We start from the raw sequence: 17,572 nt of genomic DNA, 5'->3' as shown, positions 1-17,572 counted from the left end.
CGGGCCGCGCGTGACATCGGCTCTCACGGCCCGCCGCGGCCGTGAGAGCCGTCGTTCGGCGTTCGCGCCGCGTGTCAGTCCATGATCACGGCGTTGAGCGGCACCGCTCCGGACGTCCGCGCGAACGATCCACCGAAGTACCCCTCGACCTCGGCCTTTTCGGCCGCGTTCGGGTAGGCGTTCGTGCACGTGGTCCCCGCGCTGGCACCGGACATCAGGCTCGAACAGGGCCCGGGCTTGCGGTCGGGCAGACCCAGGATGTGGCCCAGTTCGTGGGCCGATATGCGGATCGTGTTGTGACCCTCGTCCACCGCCTGCCGTCCGATGTAGACGGTTCCATTGCCCAGCGTGGTGGTGATGGCGCGGGGCCAGCCGTTGTCCGCCAGGACCCGTATGTTGGCGCGTTGCCCGGCCGCGGCCGGCCGCAGTTCGACAGCGTCGACGCTCTCGTTCCAGATCGCCGCGCCCCGGTCGACCGCGGACCTGAACTCGGCGGAACCACTGGCGTCGTAGGTCACCACACGAGCGGCCGCGGCTCTGTCCGCGTCCGCCGCCGCGGACGGAGCGGCTGTGGCCTGGCCACCCATCAGCGCAAAGGTCGCGGCCAGGACGGCAGCGAACCCGCTGGTCGACGTACGGACGTGCATGGTCGGCCTCCTCACAGGAGAGACAGTCGTGCTCATGACACGATTCCCCTGCTCACTGCCCAGCGAGGCCTGACAGCAATCCGTCAATCCGGCGGCCGTGCCGAAAACCGTCGTCGGCGTCCGCCCCGGAGCGGGTACCCGTGCGGCCCTCGCGTCCGTCCCGGCTTCGCGCCTTTTACGGATCAGGAGGGCCGCTACGAGCGTGAGCAGCAGGCCCGCAAGGACGAACAGGCCTATGGTGCCGGCGTTCTTCAGCCCTGCGACGACACCGACGCCGATCAGAAGGGGCGGCCCTGTCGAACAGGCCGCGCCTGCCGCCACCCGAGGCAGGTACGTGCGGTAACGCATGCCTGCCGCACCGGCCACAGCGGGCACGACGCATTGCACGAGCCCGAACGGTATGAGACGCCCGACGAACACGGCCCAGCGGCCGTGCTTCTGAGTCAGGGCCGCGGCTTTGTCCCAGCTCTCGGCACCGCGCCTCTTGACAAACCTGGTGTCACGCAACGCTGCCGGTCAGCTGGTGACCGGTGCGGTGCGGCATACCGCCGCCGTCGGCCCCGGCCGGTGGTCGCACGGCCTGATCAGAGATCGAACTCAAGGTGTTCGACGTCGGTGAACTCGACTTCCAGGCCGTGGGCGCGGCGGCCGTTGTCGCGGAAGTAGACCTCGCCCAGCGCCTCGGCCGCGATGTCGCGCAACTGCCGCTCGGTGCCGCCGGCGTCCCTGGCCTCGAAGAGACGCGCGGCGTGCTGTGGCGCCAGTGCGACGGTGAGATGGCGCAGTCGGGCGTCGTCGGTGCTGCCCGGCGCGGCGGTGTAGCCGAACCGGGCACGGGTGTCGACGACGATGCCGGCGGTGGTGACCGCGGTTTGCCGGGCCCTGGCGCGGATCTGCGGTTGCCACCGCTTCCTCACCTCGTCCTCCAGACGGTCCGCGAGGTCCCGGCGGGGACGCTTGATCTGGTCCTTCACGTACCGCTCGACGGTGCGCCGGCTGATGCCGAGCAACTCGGCGACGGATCCAGTGCCCTTGAGCTGCTTGACCAGATACCGCATCCGGGCACCGGCGCTCTTCGGGATCGGCCGCGTGAACGCCTTCCGCAGCGCGGCGTCGAGACCGCCTCCCACCGTGTCCATCGGTGTGTCCCCTTACTCTCCGTCGTCCTTGGCGGTGACCTCGCCCGTCTTGATGTAGCGGGCGAGGTTGAGGACCTGGCCGTGCCTTTCGCGCACTTCCTCGCCCCACAGGGTCGTCCGGGTGCCCTCGTGCTTGACCATGCCCGGCGACACCCCGAGCCGGAAGCTGCCGGGCACGGTCTTGCCATCGGCGTCGTACGGCAGGACATCCAGCGGGGACGGCCCGTCGGCGGCGTACACGGCGCAGTCCGACAATACCGCTACGGGGTACCGGCCCGTGGCCGCGGCCAGGTTGAGCATCTTGCGGTGCATGTTGACGCGTGCCCGGGAGATGACGGCGGCGCGAATGTCGGGCCGCCAGGTCGGCCGGGAGAGGGCCGGCCACGCCTGCCCGGGCTTCCAGCCACCGCCGCGCGCCCGTTCCCTGAGCTTGCCGATGCCGCCCTTCACCGTGGACTTGATGGCGTCCAGGACGATCGCGGTCTCCGCATCGCGCCCCTTGTAGCCGTCCATCGCCTCCAGGAACTCCGCCGGCGGAAGCTTCTCCCCCACGCCCAGGTCCGCCATGGTGTCGACGTAGGCGTTGCGCAGCCGCTTGTACCAGCCGTCCAGGAACTTTCCCTTCTCCTCCCTCACCCAGGCCTCGATCGGGGCGACGTCGTAGCCGAGTTCCACGGCGTACGCCACCGTCGGGGTCGCGTACCACGCGGGCCCCTCGGGGCGTTCGCCGGTGGGCGTGAACGGGCTGGGCAGCAGGGCGCCTTCGAGCCGCCGCCACTGTTTGCCGACGATTACGTGGGAGAGGTCGACGTGGGAGAGGTCGACCAGCCATGCCCCGGGCAGCGCCGGGTCGAACCGCGGGTTGCCGACGTGCACGGGCGGCGTCGCCAGGCCGACAACCACACCGTTGGCGGCCGCGCCGAAGGCGAGGTTGACATCGACGCCGACCAGGAACCGCCGCATGCACTCGGCGTCGGTCAGCTCCCGCGCCCAGTCGTAGGCCTCCTCGAACAGCATCTCGTCCGGGCCCCGCCGGTGGAAGCGGGGCAGGCCGGAGAGCAGCGGATGTCCGTCGGGCGCCTCGCACGGCGCGCACTCCGTCGGGTGCTCGCCCAGCGAGCCGGGCCGGTGCTCCCTGTGGCGCCTGCCGTCCTGGTCCGGTTCGCTCGCGCGGGTCGGCGGGTTGAGGGCGGTCATCAGCTCGAGACCGGTCACGGCGGTGGAGCCGCGCGGCGTCATGACCCGCTGGGCGTAGATGCCCAGCACCCGGGCGAGTTCGGCCGACTCAAGTCGCGCGGCGTGGCCCCAGGTGCGGGTGTCGAGCGCGTTCCACGGCAGGATGCACAACTGGACACACTGTCTCTGCCGGCCTTGCGCGGGTCGGTGGATGCGCGCCCACGGACCGAATCCCCGCTTCGTCAGGCGCCAGTCGGCCCGGTCGAGCTGTTTGAGGACCTTGTGCCCGTCCGGGAGGCGCCCGGCGAACCGCTCGGACTCCGACAGTGTGACCGGCAGCCCGTACCGCTCGCACGCGGCCTGGGTGAGTACCAGGAGCGGGTCGGCGTCCTTGCCGGAGCCATGCAGCTTCGAGGCCCCGAGCTGTGCCTCCCGCAGCGTCCACTCCACCAGCGTGGGAAGGGACTTGACGGGCACGTCCACGACCAGTCCGCCGATGCCGTAGCCGATCACCTGGCGGTCGGCGGTGGCATCGATGACGAGCAGCGGCCCGTTCGCGAACCGTGGGTCGGTACCGGCCGCCGGGGCGTTCGCCGGGGCCGCCTTCCGCGCAGCCGGGCGCCGCAGCGTCGACGACGTCCTGGAGGTGGCCGGCCGCGCCACGGGAACGGACCGCCGCGGAGCGCTCTTCGCCGTGACGTCCGTGACCTCCGTGTTGTCCATGGCCTCCGTGTTGTCCATGGCCTCCGTGTTGTCCATGGCCTCCGTGACGCCGGTGGCGTCCGTGGACTCCGTGACGTCCGCGGCGGCAGTGGCCGGGGGCAGGGTCGGCGCCTGTCCCGGGGAGGCGGTCTGCGCCGCTGATGGCGCGGGGGCCGGCGGGGTGGTGCCTGGGAATGCCTCCGGCGTCGTGGCCGCGTCCGGCTCCGGAGCAGCGGGGTGGGGATCGGCGGGGTAGAGCTGGGCGAGCTGCCTCAGCATGCGGGCGTAGGCGTCGCGCTCCGGCGGACGCGGTTCGGTCCTGCCTGCCTCCCAGCCGCTGACCGTCGCCCGCCGCACCCGCAGTGCGGCGGCCACCTCGTCCAGCGTCAGGCCGTGCGCCTGACGCAACCGCTTGCGCTCCGCCGGCGGCGGTAGCGGGGAGCGGGACGCGACCAGCGCGTCCACCGCGTCGAACAGCTCTGACATGGAGAACCTCCTGTCCCCCAACCCTAGCGTGGAGCGTACGAAGCGCGTACGTGCCACGTACCGGCCGCGTACGGGGCAGTTCGCACACCGGGTCGTGCGCCTCTCCGGTGGCGAACGCGGCTGCTTCCCGTGGCTTCCCTGGCGCTACCCCTGTTCCGGCGCTCGACCTGCTCGGCCCGCACCGTCCTCGCCCCGGCGGTGTCAGGAACCGGTGAGGATGACGAGCTGCCGCGTCGCTCGGGTCATCGCGACATAGCGGTCGACCGCTCCTTCGATGCCGTTTCCGAATCCGGCCGGTTCGACGAGGACGACGAGGTCGAACTCGAGCCCCTTCGACAGCTCCGGGGTCAGCGACCGGACGCGGGACGTCGGTATGAACGTCGGATCGCCGATGACGCAGGCGGTCCCGTCGGCATGTGCGGCGAGCCAGGTGTCGAGGACCGACCGCAGATCCGATACGGATCCGTGGACGACGGGGACGCCGCCGCTGCGGATGGAGGCCGGCACATTGGCGTCCGGAAGCACGGCCCGGATGACCGGCTCGGCTTCCGTCATGACTTCTTCCGGCGTCCGGTAGTTGATGCTCAGGGAGGCCATCTCGATCCGGTCGAGCCCGACCCGTTCGAGCCGTTCCCGCCACGACTCCGTGAACCCGTGCCTGGCCTGGGCGCGGTCCCCGACGATGGTGAAGCTCCGGGACGGGCAGCGGAGCAGCAGCATCTGCCACTCCGCGTCGGTCAGTTCCTGCGCCTCGTCCACGACGATGTGCGCGAACGGACCAGCGAGCAGGTCGGGTGCGACGCCGGGCGGTGCGGTCCCGTCGACCAGGGTGTCCCGCAGGTCCTGTCCGTGCAGCATCGTCACCGCGCCCTCGCCGTCGGCGTCGGCGTCGGCGTCGGCGTCGAGCAGGTTGTCGATGACGCCTGCCATGCGCTCGCGTTCGGCGGCGACAGAGGCTTCGTACCGGCGCTTGCGCCGCGACGCCTCCGGGTCGCCGAGCCGTTGTCGTGCCGCGTCCAGGAGCGGCAGGTCGGACACCGTCCAGGCCTGGGCGTCCTCACGCCGCAGTTTCCGTACGTCCTGGGGGCCGAGCCAGGAGGCGCACATCCGCAGGTAGGCGGGCACCGTCCAGAGGTCCCCCACGAGGTCGGCCGCTTCGAGCAGCGGCCACGCGCGGTCGAAGGCGTTGCGCAGCTCCCTGTTCCGCCGCAGCGATGTGCGGAGCAGGGCGGCCGGGACACCGTCGTCGTGCTCGTCCGCGTCGTGCTCGTCCGCGTCGTGCTTGTCCACCAGGATGGTGAGCAGTTCCTCCCAGACCTGGTCGCGTGCCTCGTTGTGCGGAGTACCGGGTTCTGCCGCTTCGAAGGCCGCGGCCCAGTCGGCGGCGCTCAGCCAGATGTCGGACCAGTGGGTCGTGACCGTCATCCCCCGGGTGGGCGGCTCCTCGTAGAACCTGACGGCCGTCTCGATCGCCTTCACCAGGCGCGCGGACGACTTCAGGAGGGCCACGTCCGGGTCGGACTCGACCGCTGCCGTGGCTCCCTCGGTGACGAGGTCCCGCAGGGTGCAGGTCTGCACACCGTCCTCCCCGAGGCTGGGGAGGACGTCTGCGACGTAGGACAGGTAGGGCCGGTGCGGTCCGACGAACAGCACACCGCCCCGACGGTGACCGAGACGAGGGTCCGAGTGGAGGAGGTAGGCGGAGCGGTGCAGGGCGACGACGGTCTTCCCCGTGCCCGGGCCGCCGTCGACGACGAGAGCGCCGCGGGACCCCGCGCGGATGATGGCGTCCTGGTCGGCCTGGATGGTGCCGAGTACGTCGCGCATCCGTTCCGATCTGTCGCTGCCCAGGCTTGCGATGAAGGCGGACTGGTCGTCCAGCGCGGCGTGCCCGGCAATCCCGTCCGAGGCGAACACCTCGTCCCAGTAATCGCTGATCCGGCCGCGAGTCCAGCGGTACCGGCGGCGGCTCGCCAGCCCCATCGGGTTGGCGTGGGTGGCTCCGAAGAACGGCTCGGCCGCGGGGGAACGCCAGTCGAGCAGCAGTCGGCGGCCCGTACTGTCCGTGAGGCCGAGCCGCCCGACGTACACCGGTTCTTGGTTGCCCGCGCCTACCATGCGTCCGAGGCACAGGTCCACACCGAAGCGACGCAGTGTGCGCAGGCGAGCGGTCAGCCGGTGGATCTCCATGTCCCGGTCCATCGCCTGCCGTCCCACACCGCCGGGCGATCTGCGCTCGGCGTCGAGGCGGTCGGACAGTTCCGCGATCGTTTGCCCGAGGCGCTCGGCGATGGCCGCGAGGTGCTGCTCGTCGCCGGCGACCAGCGCCGGGTCGGCCTTGGGCGAGAGGTGGTCGGGAAGGTCGAACACGCTGGTGGTCAGCGGTTGCACGGCATCGGCTCCGATCTGTGGTCGCTCGCCGGCGACCATGGGGCATGGGCAAGGCGTCCGCACCGGTGTGACGGACCTGAAGGCCGGGAGGAGCGACGCTCCACCTGCCGTGGCACCCTGGCCGTTGTGAGTTCAGGTCGCCGGGAACGGCGGGGCCGATTCTGGCCTCGGCCGGCGATTCTGCAGCATCCCCAGGGCCTTGCCGCAAGCCCCCCGGTGCGCTATAAGTTGAGAGTGGCAAGGAGCGGGTGCTTCCCCTTGCCCTCTCCGATACCCGTCTGGGCCGGGCCTCATGAACAGACTCGGCCCCGGTCGGAAACGACCGGGGCCGCGCTGCCGTTCGTGGGCGCGGCGGTGGCCGGGGCCGCCCAGCGGGCCTCCTTGGTCTCCGCGGACGCCGGACCGACCACTGCCACGGTGAGCAGGGCCGAGGCTGCCGCCGCGGCGGACACGACGCGCTTCAGAACGGACAGTTCACTCCAGGATCCACCGGTGGATTCGTACGGTGTCGGCCGCGGACATCGCGTCCGTCTTCCGCACGTGGCACGAATCCGGACGACGGCGCACCCGGGCGCCACTGATGGTCACCGACGCGCTCCTGCCGGAGCGACCCTTTCGGGCGTGCCCGAAAACGCTTTGCGACGGGTCGAACGTTGCCGAGCGCTTCCGGAAGCGGCCGGGAACGGACTGCTGGGACGCGTCCCGGGCTTGATCGACGAGCGGTACGGCGGTCGGGTGACCGGGCGGTGCCTCATCGAGTGGGGAGTGCCACGCGCCCCACGCATATACACATCGGACCTCTCCCGCTCTATTGACGCCAGATTGCGGCATCCTTACCGTCCCTACTTGGATAGCTCGGATGAATCGTGTTGGGAGCACAGAAGACGCCGGGAGGTCACGATGCCCACCGCACCAGACCCGTCGAGGAGGACCCTGCTCGCCACCGGCACAGCGCTCGGCGGTGCGCTGGTCGTGGGAGGCGCCGCGGTGGCGCCTGCCTCGGCGGCGGCACCGTCCGAGGCCGCCGGCTCGTCGCCGCGCAGCACCGGGGAACCACGCGTCTCGGAGGACAGCCGACGTGCCGTCCTGGACGACGCCGACCTGGTGTGGCGGACGAGCCCCACGACCTGGTTCGAAGGCCCGTTCCTGGGCAACGGCTTCCTCGGCTCGGGCATCTACGCCGAACCGGAGGCGAACGCCATCCGTTTCAATGTGCAGCACTCCGCGGTGCAGGACCACCGGCCACGGTTCGGCTCGCTCTTCGGCCTCGCCCGGCTGCCGATCGGTCATTTCACGCTGGAGCCGGTCGGCACCATCACCGGTCTCGACTGGCGGCTGAGGCTGCGGGACGCCGAGTTGACCGGCACGCTCACCACGTCGGCCGGTACGTTGACCTTGCGCGCCTTCGTCCACGCCTCGACCGATCTCCTCGCGGTCGAGGTCACCCCCAGCAGGGGCGAACGGGGCTTCCGCTGGGTCTTCCACCCGGCCGAGGCGATCAGCCCGCGCGCCGCGTTCAAGCCGCTTCCCGACGGGTACGAGGGCAATCCGCCGGCCGTGACCGAGCGGCACGGGGAGGTGACGGCCGCCGCCCAGCCGCTGCTCGCGGGCGGGCAGCACGTCACCGCCTGGCGGAACGTGGAACGCCGGGGCACCCACACCCTGTATGTGACCGTCGCGCACTCCCACCCGGGGAACACCGCCCGGGACCGGGCGCTGCACACGGTACGGGCGCGCGCGGCCGTACCGTACGACCCGCTCGTCCTCCCCCACCGCGGGTGGTGGCGGCGCTACTACCGCAAGAGCTTCCTGTCCCTGCCCGACGCACGGTTGCAGCGCTTCTACTGGATCCAGCTGTACAAGATCGCTTCGGCCGCCCGTAAGGACGCGCCGGTGATGGCGACGTGCGGGCCGTGGCTGGAGCCGACCCCATGGCCCAACACCTGGTGGAACCTCAACGTCCAGCTGGAGTACTGGCTCATCCATGGCTCCAACCATCTGGAACTCGACGCGGTCACCAGGGCGTTGAGCGAGTTCCGCGGCCAGCTCAGCGCGGAGGTAAGCACCCGCTACCGCGCCGACTCGATGGGGATTCCGCGTACCACCGACACCCGGCTGGTCAACGGTGGTGCCACCGATCCGGGCACCGGTTACGGCGTGGGCGTCCCCGGCCAGGAAACCCCCACGCCGGAGGTCGGGAATCTCACCTGGGCGCTGCACAACGTCTGGCTGAGCTACCGCCACACCATGGACAGGGCCGTCCTCAGCGACGTCCTCTTCCCGCTGCTGCGCAGGGCCGTCAACTACTACCTGCACTTCCTGGAGCCCGGCTCCGACGGTGCCCTGCATCTGCCGGCCACGTTCTCTCCGGAGTACGGGGTCACCGCGCCGGACACGAATTACGACCTGATGCTGCTTCGATGGGGATGCCGCACCCTGCTCGACGCGGCCGAACTGCTCCGCGTTCGAGACCCGCTGGCGGCCCGCTGGCGAGAGGTGCTGGCCAAGCTCGTCCCGTACCCGGTGGACGGCGACGGTTTCATGATCGGGGCGGGCGTCCCCTTCGCCAAGTCCCATCGGCACTACTCACATCTGCTCGCCGTCTATCCGCTGTACGAGATCACGGGGCGGACCGCGGACGAACGGGCGCTCGTCGAGAAGTCCCTCGCCCACTGGGTGGGCTTCGAAGGGGCCCTCCAGGGCTACACCTTCACGGGCGCGGCCTCCATGTCGGCCCTGCTCGGCAAGGGGGACGACGCGCTCGCGTTCCTCGGTCAGCTGATGGAGCGCTTCGTCCAGCCCAACACGATGTACAAGGAATCGGGCCCGGTCATCGAGACCCCGCTCTCCGCCGCCCAGTCGCTGCACGACATGATCTGCCAGAGCTGGGGCGGGGTGGTGCGGGTCTTCCCCGCGCTGCCGGCCGCCTGGCGGGAACTGGCCGTCCACGACTTCCGTACGCAGGGTGCCTTCCTGCTCAGCGCCGTACGGGAGGAGGGCGCGACGCGCTGGGTGCGGCTCACCAGCGAGGCGGGCGCCCCCTGTGTCGTGCGCCACGGCATCGAGGGGCCGGTGGAGGTCCGCGACGGACGGGGACGGCCGGTGCGGTACGAGCGGGTCGGTGAGGGTGAGATCCGCATCCCGCTCGCGAAGGGAGAGTCGGCGCTCATCACGGCGGCGGGCGACGATCCGGACCTGACGATACGTCCGGTGACGCCCCATGAGCCGGCTCCGCCGTGGGGATTGCCGTAGGCCGTCGCCGGTCGCCGGTGCCGGGTGCCGGTGCCGGGTGCCGACGAGTTGATGCGCGGTCAACTCGTCCGCTCGGCGGCCGCGTCGACGCCGTTTTCGGGGGGCCCGGCAACCGGCGCGATGCGTACGCCGCCGAGCGTGTCGGTCACTCCAGGGAGCCGCCACTACCGGCTCGCTCGTCGCCGTGTGCGGGGCCGTGTCCGAGGTCCGCGTCGACCGCGGCCGCGATGACGCGGTCCCGTTCGGCACGTGTGAACAGTCCTTCCGACAGCCATGTGCCGGCGAGGGAGCGGACCGCCCGCACGAGGTGGCCGGACGTCGCGAAGGGAGCCTGTGCCCAGAGGGCGTCCAGGAAGGCCGGACCGGTGTCGCGGGCGCGGTTCGGCACTCCGGAGTCACGCGTGCCGAACACGACGACGGGTTCGGCGCGCTTGAAGTAGGCGTGATAGCGGGTGTCGTCCGCGACGTGGAACGGGGCCAGGGTCAGGCCGTGGGTGGTGAAGTGCATCGGGCGGCCCTCTTCAGGTGCGATCGAGTCGGCCAGATCTCCCCGGAGTGTGAAGTCCTTGTAGAACGAGAACGCGCGGAAGCCGGGGTCCGGACTCTGTGCGACCAGCAGGACCGGCCCGTAGAACACCGACTGGACGGTGGGATCGTCCGGCGCGCTCTCGACGCGCAGACGGTAGGGGGCGGATATCCGGACCTGGTCACCACGCCGCCACCTTCTGCTCAGGGTGAGGTAGCTGCCGGGCGTCGCCTCTGCTCGCTGCCGGATCCCGTTCACCGTGACGGTGAAGCCTGCGGTGGCCCAGGAGGGAACGCGCAGCCTCAGATCGAGCCTGCCGCCACCCGCGCGGAACGTCAGGGTGCGGACTCCCTCGGCCGGATAGTCGCTCGACTGCTCGATGACAAGGCCTCTCTCCGGCCATCGCAGTGTCGAGGCGAGGTAGAGGTTGACGTAGAGGGCGTTGCCGTCGGCGGAGCGGAAGTAGACCGAGTCCTGGTATTTGGTGTGGTTCTCCATGCCGGTACCGCCGCAGCAGGTGCCGGTGTTGTCGTACTCGCGCACCACCCCCGGCCCCATTCCGACGAAGTAGGTGACCTCCGGGCTGTCCGTGCTGCGGACGTCTTTGCGGGAGGCGAGGATGTGGTTGGTCAGGCCCCGCTCGTAATAGTCCATGAGTGCGGCGTCCTGCTCGTGGAAGAACAGCTGCCTGCTCAGCTTGAGCATGTTGTACGTCGCGCACGTCTCGGCGTTCTTGTCGTCCAGGGTGGCCGCGATGGCGCCCCGGGCCCGGAACATCTCCCCCTGGCCCGTGCCGCCCAGGCTGTACGTGCGCGGACCGGCGACCATGCCCCAGAAGTTGCGGGCCGCGGCGGCGTACCGCTCCTCCCCCGTGTGATCGAACAGCCGCAGGTACCCGGTGAACTGCGGTATGTGCTGGTTGGCGTGCCTGCCCTCCAGGATGTCGCGGTCCTCGGCGCAGGCGTCCAGCAACGCGGTGTTGTCGAAGCAGCGGGCGGCGGCGAGGTGCTCCTCCCGGCCGGTGAGCGCGTGGAGGTCGGCCATCACCTCGTTCATCCCGCCGTACTCACCGGCGATGTAGATCGACCACATGCGCTCCAGCTGTGCCCGGGGCAGGTGGCCGAGCCGGCTGTGCACCCAGTCGCCCATCTTCGAGGCGATGTCCAGGGCCTGGGTGTTCCCGGCCAGGGTGTGCGCGTCGAGGAGGCCGCGCATGATCTTGTGGCAGGTGTAGTACGGCGCCCAGATGGTGGGGTACGTCGTGTAGCTCTCCAGCAGGATGAACTGTGTCTCCGGGTAGGCCGCCAGGTAGCCGGGGTGGCTCGGGCGCGGCGAGCCGTGCTCCGCCAGGGCCCGCTGGCACTCGCCGAGCGCGCCGACCAGCTGGTCCAGCCTGGCCTTGAGCGCGGCCTCCCCCGTGTCGGCGTACGCCTGGGCGACGAGGGTGAGGAAGTGGCCGCCGTAGTGGCCTCGCAGGTTGCCGTCGGAGGTCTCCCAGCCGCCCGGCGGCCGGGCGCCGCGGGTGTCGAGTCCGGCGTTGGCCCGGAATACGGCCAGGATGCGGTCCACCGGGTAGGACCTCGCGTATTCGAGCATCAGATCGCGCTTGTGGCGGAAAACTCCGTCGCCGATGGTCACCTGGTCCAGGGCAAAGGGGCGTACGCCCCACGTGGGCGGTACGGGCACGGCGGACGCGGCGGCGGGTCGGCCGGCGAGCGGGTCGGCCGGGGCCGCGCCGGTGGGTGCGGCGTGCGCCGGCCCGGCGGTGTACGCGAGCGGCGCGGCGGCAGCGGCGGTGCCGACGGCGATTCTCAACAGGGCGCGTCGGGTGGGCGGTTGGGACATGCGCGAACTCCGTTCGTCGGTCATGGCGGGCAGGAGCGACGGGCAGGGGCGGCGGGCCCTTGAAGGGAAGAGGCACGGGTCAGCCGATGACCGCCGTCCTGCCGGCCGTGACCGGACTCGCGTCGAGCGGCAACCGGCGGACACCGATGGCGGCGCGTCGTACAGGTCCCCGTGGTGCGTCCGCGCCGGCCATGGTCGATCCTCCTCGGGTGGCGCGGACCGTAGGCCGGCCGGGCGGGACGGTGGATGTGATGGCACCGAACTCTGCGACGCGCTTCTCGCCGTGGACTGCCCGCGCCGGAAGAACGCAGAGGCTTCCAGAAAGTTAGGACCCGACCCGGCACCCGTCAATCCCTTGCCGAGAGCTTCTCCGGTCGGCCCGCCGAAACCCGTCGTGGCACGTGAACGCATCGGGGAATCAGGGGGTTTACCGCGCCGATCCGCCCGGCGGGACGGTCCTGAGCGCCGCGGTCGACGACGTCGGCCGGCGTTTTCCCTCTTGACGGTTCAAGATCCCGCTCCTACGTTGCGAAAGCGCTTTCCGCGTCGTTGCGGCACTGCTCGGAGACACGGCCACGTTCGGACGCGTGAAGGTCACGCGGCCCCGGGGGCCGCTCACGGCTCACGGCATTCACGCGGTCGGCTTCCTCGAAGCGCAGGTGTACGGATCCACCGGGTCCCACCAGAACCCCCGGAACCACCGGAACCACCGGAACCACCGGAACCACCAATCGATGAAGGATGTGCCTCAGTGACCCGTTCCAGATGCGTGTCCGCGCTCGTCGCCGTGCTCACCATGGTGATCGCCCTCCTGGGCGCGCCGTCCGCCGCCCCCGCTGTCGCCGTCGCCTCGACCGGAGTGAGCCGGAACGCCACCTTCACCAACCCGATCTCCCAGCGCGGGCCCGATCCCTGGCTCACCTACTACAACGGGTACTACTACCTCGCGACCACGACCTGGAACTCGACGATCACCATGCGCAAGGCCAGTACCCTGGCGGGGCTCGCCACCGCCCCCGAGCGGGTCGTCTTCAACCTCACCCGGCCCAACGGGGCCGGCACGATGTGGGCCCCGGAGTTCCACCTGCTCGACGGCCCCAACGGCAAGCGCTGGTACTTCTACTACACGGCCGGACGGCAGCCGTACGACCTCAACACCCAGCGGATCCATGTGCTCGAGAGCGCCGGAACGGACCCGATGGGTCCCTACAGCTTCAAGGCCGACCTGCTCGACCCGGCTTCGGACAACACCTGGGAACTGGACCCGGGCATCCTGAACCTGGGCGGCAGGCTCTACCTCCTCGGCACCTACTACAACGGCTCGCAGCCGATGTTCATCCGCCCGCTGTCGAACCCGTGGACCGCCAGTGGCACCCGTCGGGTCCTGTCCACCCCGACCTACGGCTGGGAGACGGTGGGCGGCGCGGTCAACGAGGGCGCCGAGGTGCTCCAGCGCAACGGCAAGACCTTCATCGTCTACTCCGCCAGCCACTGCTCCACTCCCGATTACAAGTTGGGGATGCTCACCTACAACGGTGGCGATCCGCTCAACGCCTCCTCGTGGGTCAAGTCACCGAACCCGGTCTTTCAGCGGTCCAACGCCAACGGGGTGTACGGCCCCGGTCACAACGGCTTCTTCAAGTCGCCCGACGGAACCGAGGACTGGATCGTCTACCACGCCAACAGTTCGGCCGGCGGCGGCTGTGACATGAACCGGAGCACCCGGGCGCAGAAGTTCACCTGGAACGCGGACGGCACACCGAACTTCGGCACCCCGGTCGCCCTCGGCACCCCGCTGACCGCGCCCTCCGGAGAGTAACCGGACCGAACGTCGCCAGACTCGGTGGTCACCGCTGACCACAGCATCTCTGGTGTCCTCTGTTGCGAACAGCGCACGGCACCACGCACGGCACCACCCGATATCGCGATCCGAATCCCCGGAAGGCCTTCGCGGGGCGGCGGCTTCCCGCCGCTGTCCCGTAGCCCGGTGGCACCGCCCCGAGGAGCCGGACAACAGAGAGGTACCATATGAGCGCCACCTAGCTCGAAAGAGAAGCCTGTGACTGTCAACGAGGATTCGTTCACCAACTGGAAGTACCGCGAGGAGATCGCGGAGTCGATGATCCCGATCATCGGAAAGCTGCACCGGGAGCGGGACGTCACGGTCCTGCTGCACAGCCGGTCCTTGGTGAACACGTCGGTGGTGAGCATCCTCAAGACGCACCGGTTCGCCCGGCAGATCGCCGGTGAGGAGCTCTCGGTCACCGAGACGCTGCCGTTCCTGAGGGCTCTCACCACGCTCGACCTCGGCCCGTCCCAGATCGACATCGGCATGCTCGCCGCGACGTACCGGGCCGACGACCGCGGCCTCACGGTGGACGAGTTCACCGCTGAGGCCGTCGCCGGCGCCACGGGTGCCGACAAGATCGAGCGCCGTAGGCCGCGCGACGTGGTCCTCTACGGGTTCGGCCGCATCGGCCGCCTCCTCGCCCGTCTGCTCATCGAGAAGGCCGGATCCGGCAACGGCCTGCGGCTGCGCGCCATCGTCGTCCGCAAGGGCGCCGGTCAGGACATCGTCAAGCGCGCGTCATTGCTGCGCCGTGACTCCATCCACGGGCAGTTCCAGGGCACGATCACCGTCGACGAGGCGAACAGCGAGATCACCGCCAACGGCAACCGGATCAAGGTGATCTACTCCGACGACCCGACGTCGGTGGACTACACCGCGTACGGCATCGAGGACGCCATCCTCATCGACAACACCGGCAGGTGGCGCGACCGGGAAGGGCTGTCGAAGCACCTCCGCCCCGGAATCGCCAAGGTCGTCCTGACCGCGCCGGGCAAGGGTGACGTCCCCAACGTCGTCCACGGCGTCAACCACGACATGGTCAAGCCGGACGAGCGGATCCTGTCCTGCGCGTCCTGCACCACCAACGCGATCGTCCCGCCGCTGAAGGCGATGGCGGACGAGTACGGTGTCCTGCGCGGCCACGTGGAGACCGTCCACTCGTTCACCAACGACCAGAACCTGCTGGACAATTACCACAACTCCGACCGCCGAGGCCGCTCGGCGCCGCTCAACATGGTCATCACCGAGACCGGCGCCGCCTCGGCCGTCGCCAAGGCGCTGCCCGACCTCAAGGCGAGGATCACCGGCAGCTCCATCCGCGTCCCCGTACCGGACGTCTCGATCGCGATCCTCAGTCTGCGGCTCGCCCGCGAGACCACCCGTGAGGAAGTCCTCGACCACCTCCGCGAGGTGTCGCTCACCTCTCCGCTCAAGCGCCAGATCGACTTCACCAATGCCCCCGACGCGGTCTCGAGCGACTTCATCGGCTCGCGCCACGCCTCGATCGTCGACGCCGGCGCCACCAAGGTCGACGGGGACAACGCGATCCTCTACCTCTGGTACGACAACGAGTTCGGCTACTCGTGCCAGGTCATCCGCGTCGTCCAGCACGTCTCCGGGGTGGAGTACCCGACCTACCCGGCACCCGCTGTCTGAGGGGTCCGCTCGGACCGTTCAGACCGCTCGGACCGGGTGAGTCGATCCGGCGTGGACAGGCCGACTGGACTGATCACGCCGGATCGGGCCGACGGCCGCGGTCGCCATCGGGGCCACGGAGATTTCCCGAGGTACGGGCGTCGGCATCAGCGCGCCGCGCGTGCGACCGCGCCGATGACCTCGACCGCCCGGTCGAGTTCGGCCTCGGTGTTGTAGTAGTGCGGCGACAGCCGCACCAGGGGATGCACGCCTCGGTGTTCGGTGTCGAACTGCGTCTGCTCGGGGAAGGTCGTGGTGACATTGACACCCTGCCGTGCGAGCGCCGCGGCGACCTCCGAGGTGGGGACGGCCGCGACCTTGGCGGTCACGATGGCGCACCGGGTGCTGCCGAGGTCGTGGGTCGTGACGCCCGGCAGGGCGTCCAGGCGGTCACGCAGATACACGCCCAGAGCCGTGGCGCGCTGTCCGATCTCGTCCAGGCCCAGGGCGAGCGCCTGCCGCACGGCCGCGTCCAGGCCCAGGACGCCCGAGTAGCTCATCTCCCAGGTCCCGAATCGCCGGGCACCGTCGTGCCAGGTGAAGCCGCGCTCGCCGTCCCAGGTGGCCGCGCCGATCTCGGTGACGAACGGATCCAGGTGTTCCAGTGCCTCGGAACGCACCCACAAGAAGCCCGTGCCGCGCGGGCCGCGCAGGAACTTGCGGCCCGTCGCGGTGAGCATGTCGCAGCCGATCTCGGTGACATCGACGGGGAACTGGCCCACGGACTGCGTGGCATCCAGGAGGAAGGGCACACCTGCCGCGCGGGTGATCCGACCGATATCGGCCGCCGGGTTGACCAGGCCGCCGCTGGTGGGGACGTGGCTGACGCCGACGAGCTTGGTGCGTTCGTCGATCAGATCGGCCAGGGCCGTGGTGTCGAGCTGCCCTGACGCGTCGTCAGGAACGACGACAACCTCGGCGCCGGTGCGCTGCGCGACCTGGAGATAGGCCAGCACGTTGCTGCCGTACTCGGCCCTTCCGGTCAGGATGCGGTCGCCCGGTGCGAAGGCCATGGAGTAGAAGGCAGCGTTCCAGGCGTGGGTCGAATTGTCGAACAGGGCGATCTCGTCGGGCCGCCCGCCGACCAGCCGGGCGATGTTCGCGTACGTGGCGTCGATCCGCTCCCGCTCCCGGTCGGCGGCCTCGTAACCGCCGATGGCCGCTTCGAGTTCCAGATGCGAGGTCATGGCCTTGAGCGTCCGCCGGGACAGGAGCCCCGCTCCCGCGTTGTTGAGGTGCACCCGGTCGGCCGTCCCTGGAGTGTCCTCGCGCAGCGCGTCGATGTCCATACGTGTGATATCCCCTCTGTGGGAAAGCTCTCCGCCGCACGCTCTCAAACCCCGGCCGTTCAGTAAACCGGCTCGCACGCCCCGTCGGGCCTCGTCGCCGAGGAGACGTTCCCAGAAGTGTCCGGCCGCCGTGGACAGGCGGATCCTACGCGTCCTCGCGCGGGCGGAACTTCGCGGTGCCCTTCAGGTAATGCGGAACCGTCCCCAAGATTAACTCTTTTCCATGATCATCCCAAAGCGCCCGGACGGCGAGGGAGCGGCGCGGCGAACCGTTGAATCCCCGACCGCGGTTTCTCTAGGCTCCATTACGTCGAACTCAGAGGGCGGCACGGCCGGTTCGGGGAAACAGGCCGATGACACGTGTGTGATGGCCGGGGAAAAATGTGTGATGGCCGGGGAAAAAGGTGACGGGGAATTCTGGCGTCACGCGTATCGACGGGACGGACGGGTTTTCCGACGAAGGTGGGAAGAGCTAGGTGGAGGAGATCGACTTTCCGCCGGACGTCCGGACGATGCTCTGGATCCTGCTGGGCGAAATGCCTTTGCAGGCCAGGGAGAATCTGGCGTGGGAAAGT

The 17,572-nt window shown here is 70.0% G+C and carries 9 protein-coding genes; 3 read left to right on the top strand and 6 right to left on the bottom strand.

Going from position 1 to position 17,572, the window contains the following annotated elements; translation table 11 throughout:
- Positions 1-74 precede the first annotated feature (74 nt).
- The 4 genes from IG02_RS0130350 to helR form a co-directional block, all read right to left on the bottom strand.
- Positions 75-647, bottom strand: a complete 573-nt coding sequence (locus tag IG02_RS0130350; protein ID WP_030754998.1) for a snapalysin family zinc-dependent metalloprotease — start codon at positions 645-647, stop codon at positions 75-77.
- 584 nt (positions 648-1,231) lie between these two features.
- Positions 1,232-1,786 (bottom strand): telomere-protecting terminal protein Tpg, encoded by a 555-nt coding sequence (gene tpg, locus IG02_RS0130345; RefSeq protein WP_030754995.1) that lies wholly within the window; start codon positions 1,784-1,786, stop codon positions 1,232-1,234.
- A 12-nt stretch (positions 1,787-1,798) separates the two neighbouring features.
- Entirely contained in the window at positions 1,799-4,150 is a 2,352-nt protein-coding gene (gene tap, locus IG02_RS0130340) for a telomere-associated protein Tap (protein ID WP_030754992.1), read from the bottom strand.
- 201 nt (positions 4,151-4,351) lie between these two features.
- Entirely contained in the window at positions 4,352-6,541 is a 2,190-nt protein-coding gene (helR, locus tag IG02_RS0130335) for an RNA polymerase recycling motor ATPase HelR (RefSeq protein ID WP_030754989.1), read from the bottom strand.
- A gap of 900 nt (positions 6,542-7,441) precedes the next feature.
- Here helR and IG02_RS0130320 point away from each other — a divergent pair.
- Entirely contained in the window at positions 7,442-9,793 is a 2,352-nt protein-coding gene (locus IG02_RS0130320) for a glycosyl hydrolase family 95 catalytic domain-containing protein (RefSeq protein ID WP_030754986.1), read from the top strand.
- Between the two features lie 145 nt (positions 9,794-9,938).
- Here the strand turns inward: IG02_RS0130320 and IG02_RS0130310 are convergent, their stop codons facing one another.
- Positions 9,939-12,164 (bottom strand): glycoside hydrolase family 127 protein, encoded by a 2,226-nt coding sequence (locus tag IG02_RS0130310; protein WP_199814114.1) that lies wholly within the window; start codon positions 12,162-12,164, stop codon positions 9,939-9,941.
- Positions 12,165-12,915: 751 nt separating this feature from the next.
- On the opposite strand from IG02_RS0130310, the gene IG02_RS0130300 reads away from it, so the two are divergent.
- Together IG02_RS0130300 and IG02_RS0130295 are read left to right on the top strand one after the other, a co-directional pair.
- Positions 12,916-13,983 carry a family 43 glycosylhydrolase gene (locus IG02_RS0130300; RefSeq protein WP_234314968.1) on the top strand — a complete coding sequence of 356 codons (1,068 nt, stop codon included), beginning with the start codon at positions 12,916-12,918 and terminating at the stop codon, positions 13,981-13,983.
- 240 nt (positions 13,984-14,223) lie between these two features.
- Positions 14,224-15,669 carry a glyceraldehyde-3-phosphate dehydrogenase gene (locus IG02_RS0130295; RefSeq protein ID WP_030754978.1) on the top strand — a complete coding sequence of 482 codons (1,446 nt, stop codon included), beginning with the start codon at positions 14,224-14,226 and terminating at the stop codon, positions 15,667-15,669.
- A 146-nt stretch (positions 15,670-15,815) separates the two neighbouring features.
- On the opposite strand, the gene IG02_RS0130290 is transcribed toward IG02_RS0130295, so the two are convergent.
- Complete coding sequence (locus IG02_RS0130290; protein ID WP_030754976.1) at positions 15,816-16,997, bottom strand: aminotransferase class V-fold PLP-dependent enzyme; 1,182 nt, start codon at positions 16,995-16,997, stop codon at positions 15,816-15,818.
- Positions 16,998-17,572: the final 575 nt, after the last annotated feature.

The organism is Streptomyces sp. NRRL F-5135 (genome assembly GCF_000719775.1).
GTDB classification, from domain to species: Bacteria; Actinomycetota; Actinomycetes; order Streptomycetales; family Streptomycetaceae; genus Streptomyces; species Streptomyces hebeiensis.
This window is presented reverse-complemented; position numbering and strand designations above follow the sequence as displayed.

Bases quoted from the DNA above. Each gene is read 5' to 3' on its own strand.
- IG02_RS0130350 (WP_030754998.1), bottom strand. From the start codon at position 647: ATGCACGTCCGTACGTCGACCAGCGGGTTCGCTGCCGTCCTGGCCGCG.
- tpg (WP_030754995.1), bottom strand. From the start codon at position 1,786: ATGGACACGGTGGGAGGCGGTCTCGACGCCGCGCTGCGGAAGGCGTTC.
- tap (WP_030754992.1), bottom strand. From the start codon at position 4,150: ATGTCAGAGCTGTTCGACGCGGTGGACGCGCTGGTCGCGTCCCGCTCC.
- IG02_RS0130320 (WP_030754986.1), top strand. From the start codon at position 7,442: ATGCCCACCGCACCAGACCCGTCGAGGAGGACCCTGCTCGCCACCGGC.
- IG02_RS0130310 (WP_199814114.1), bottom strand. From the start codon at position 12,164: ATGTCCCAACCGCCCACCCGACGCGCCCTGTTGAGAATCGCCGTCGGC.
- IG02_RS0130290 (WP_030754976.1), bottom strand. From the start codon at position 16,997: ATGGACATCGACGCGCTGCGCGAGGACACTCCAGGGACGGCCGACCGG.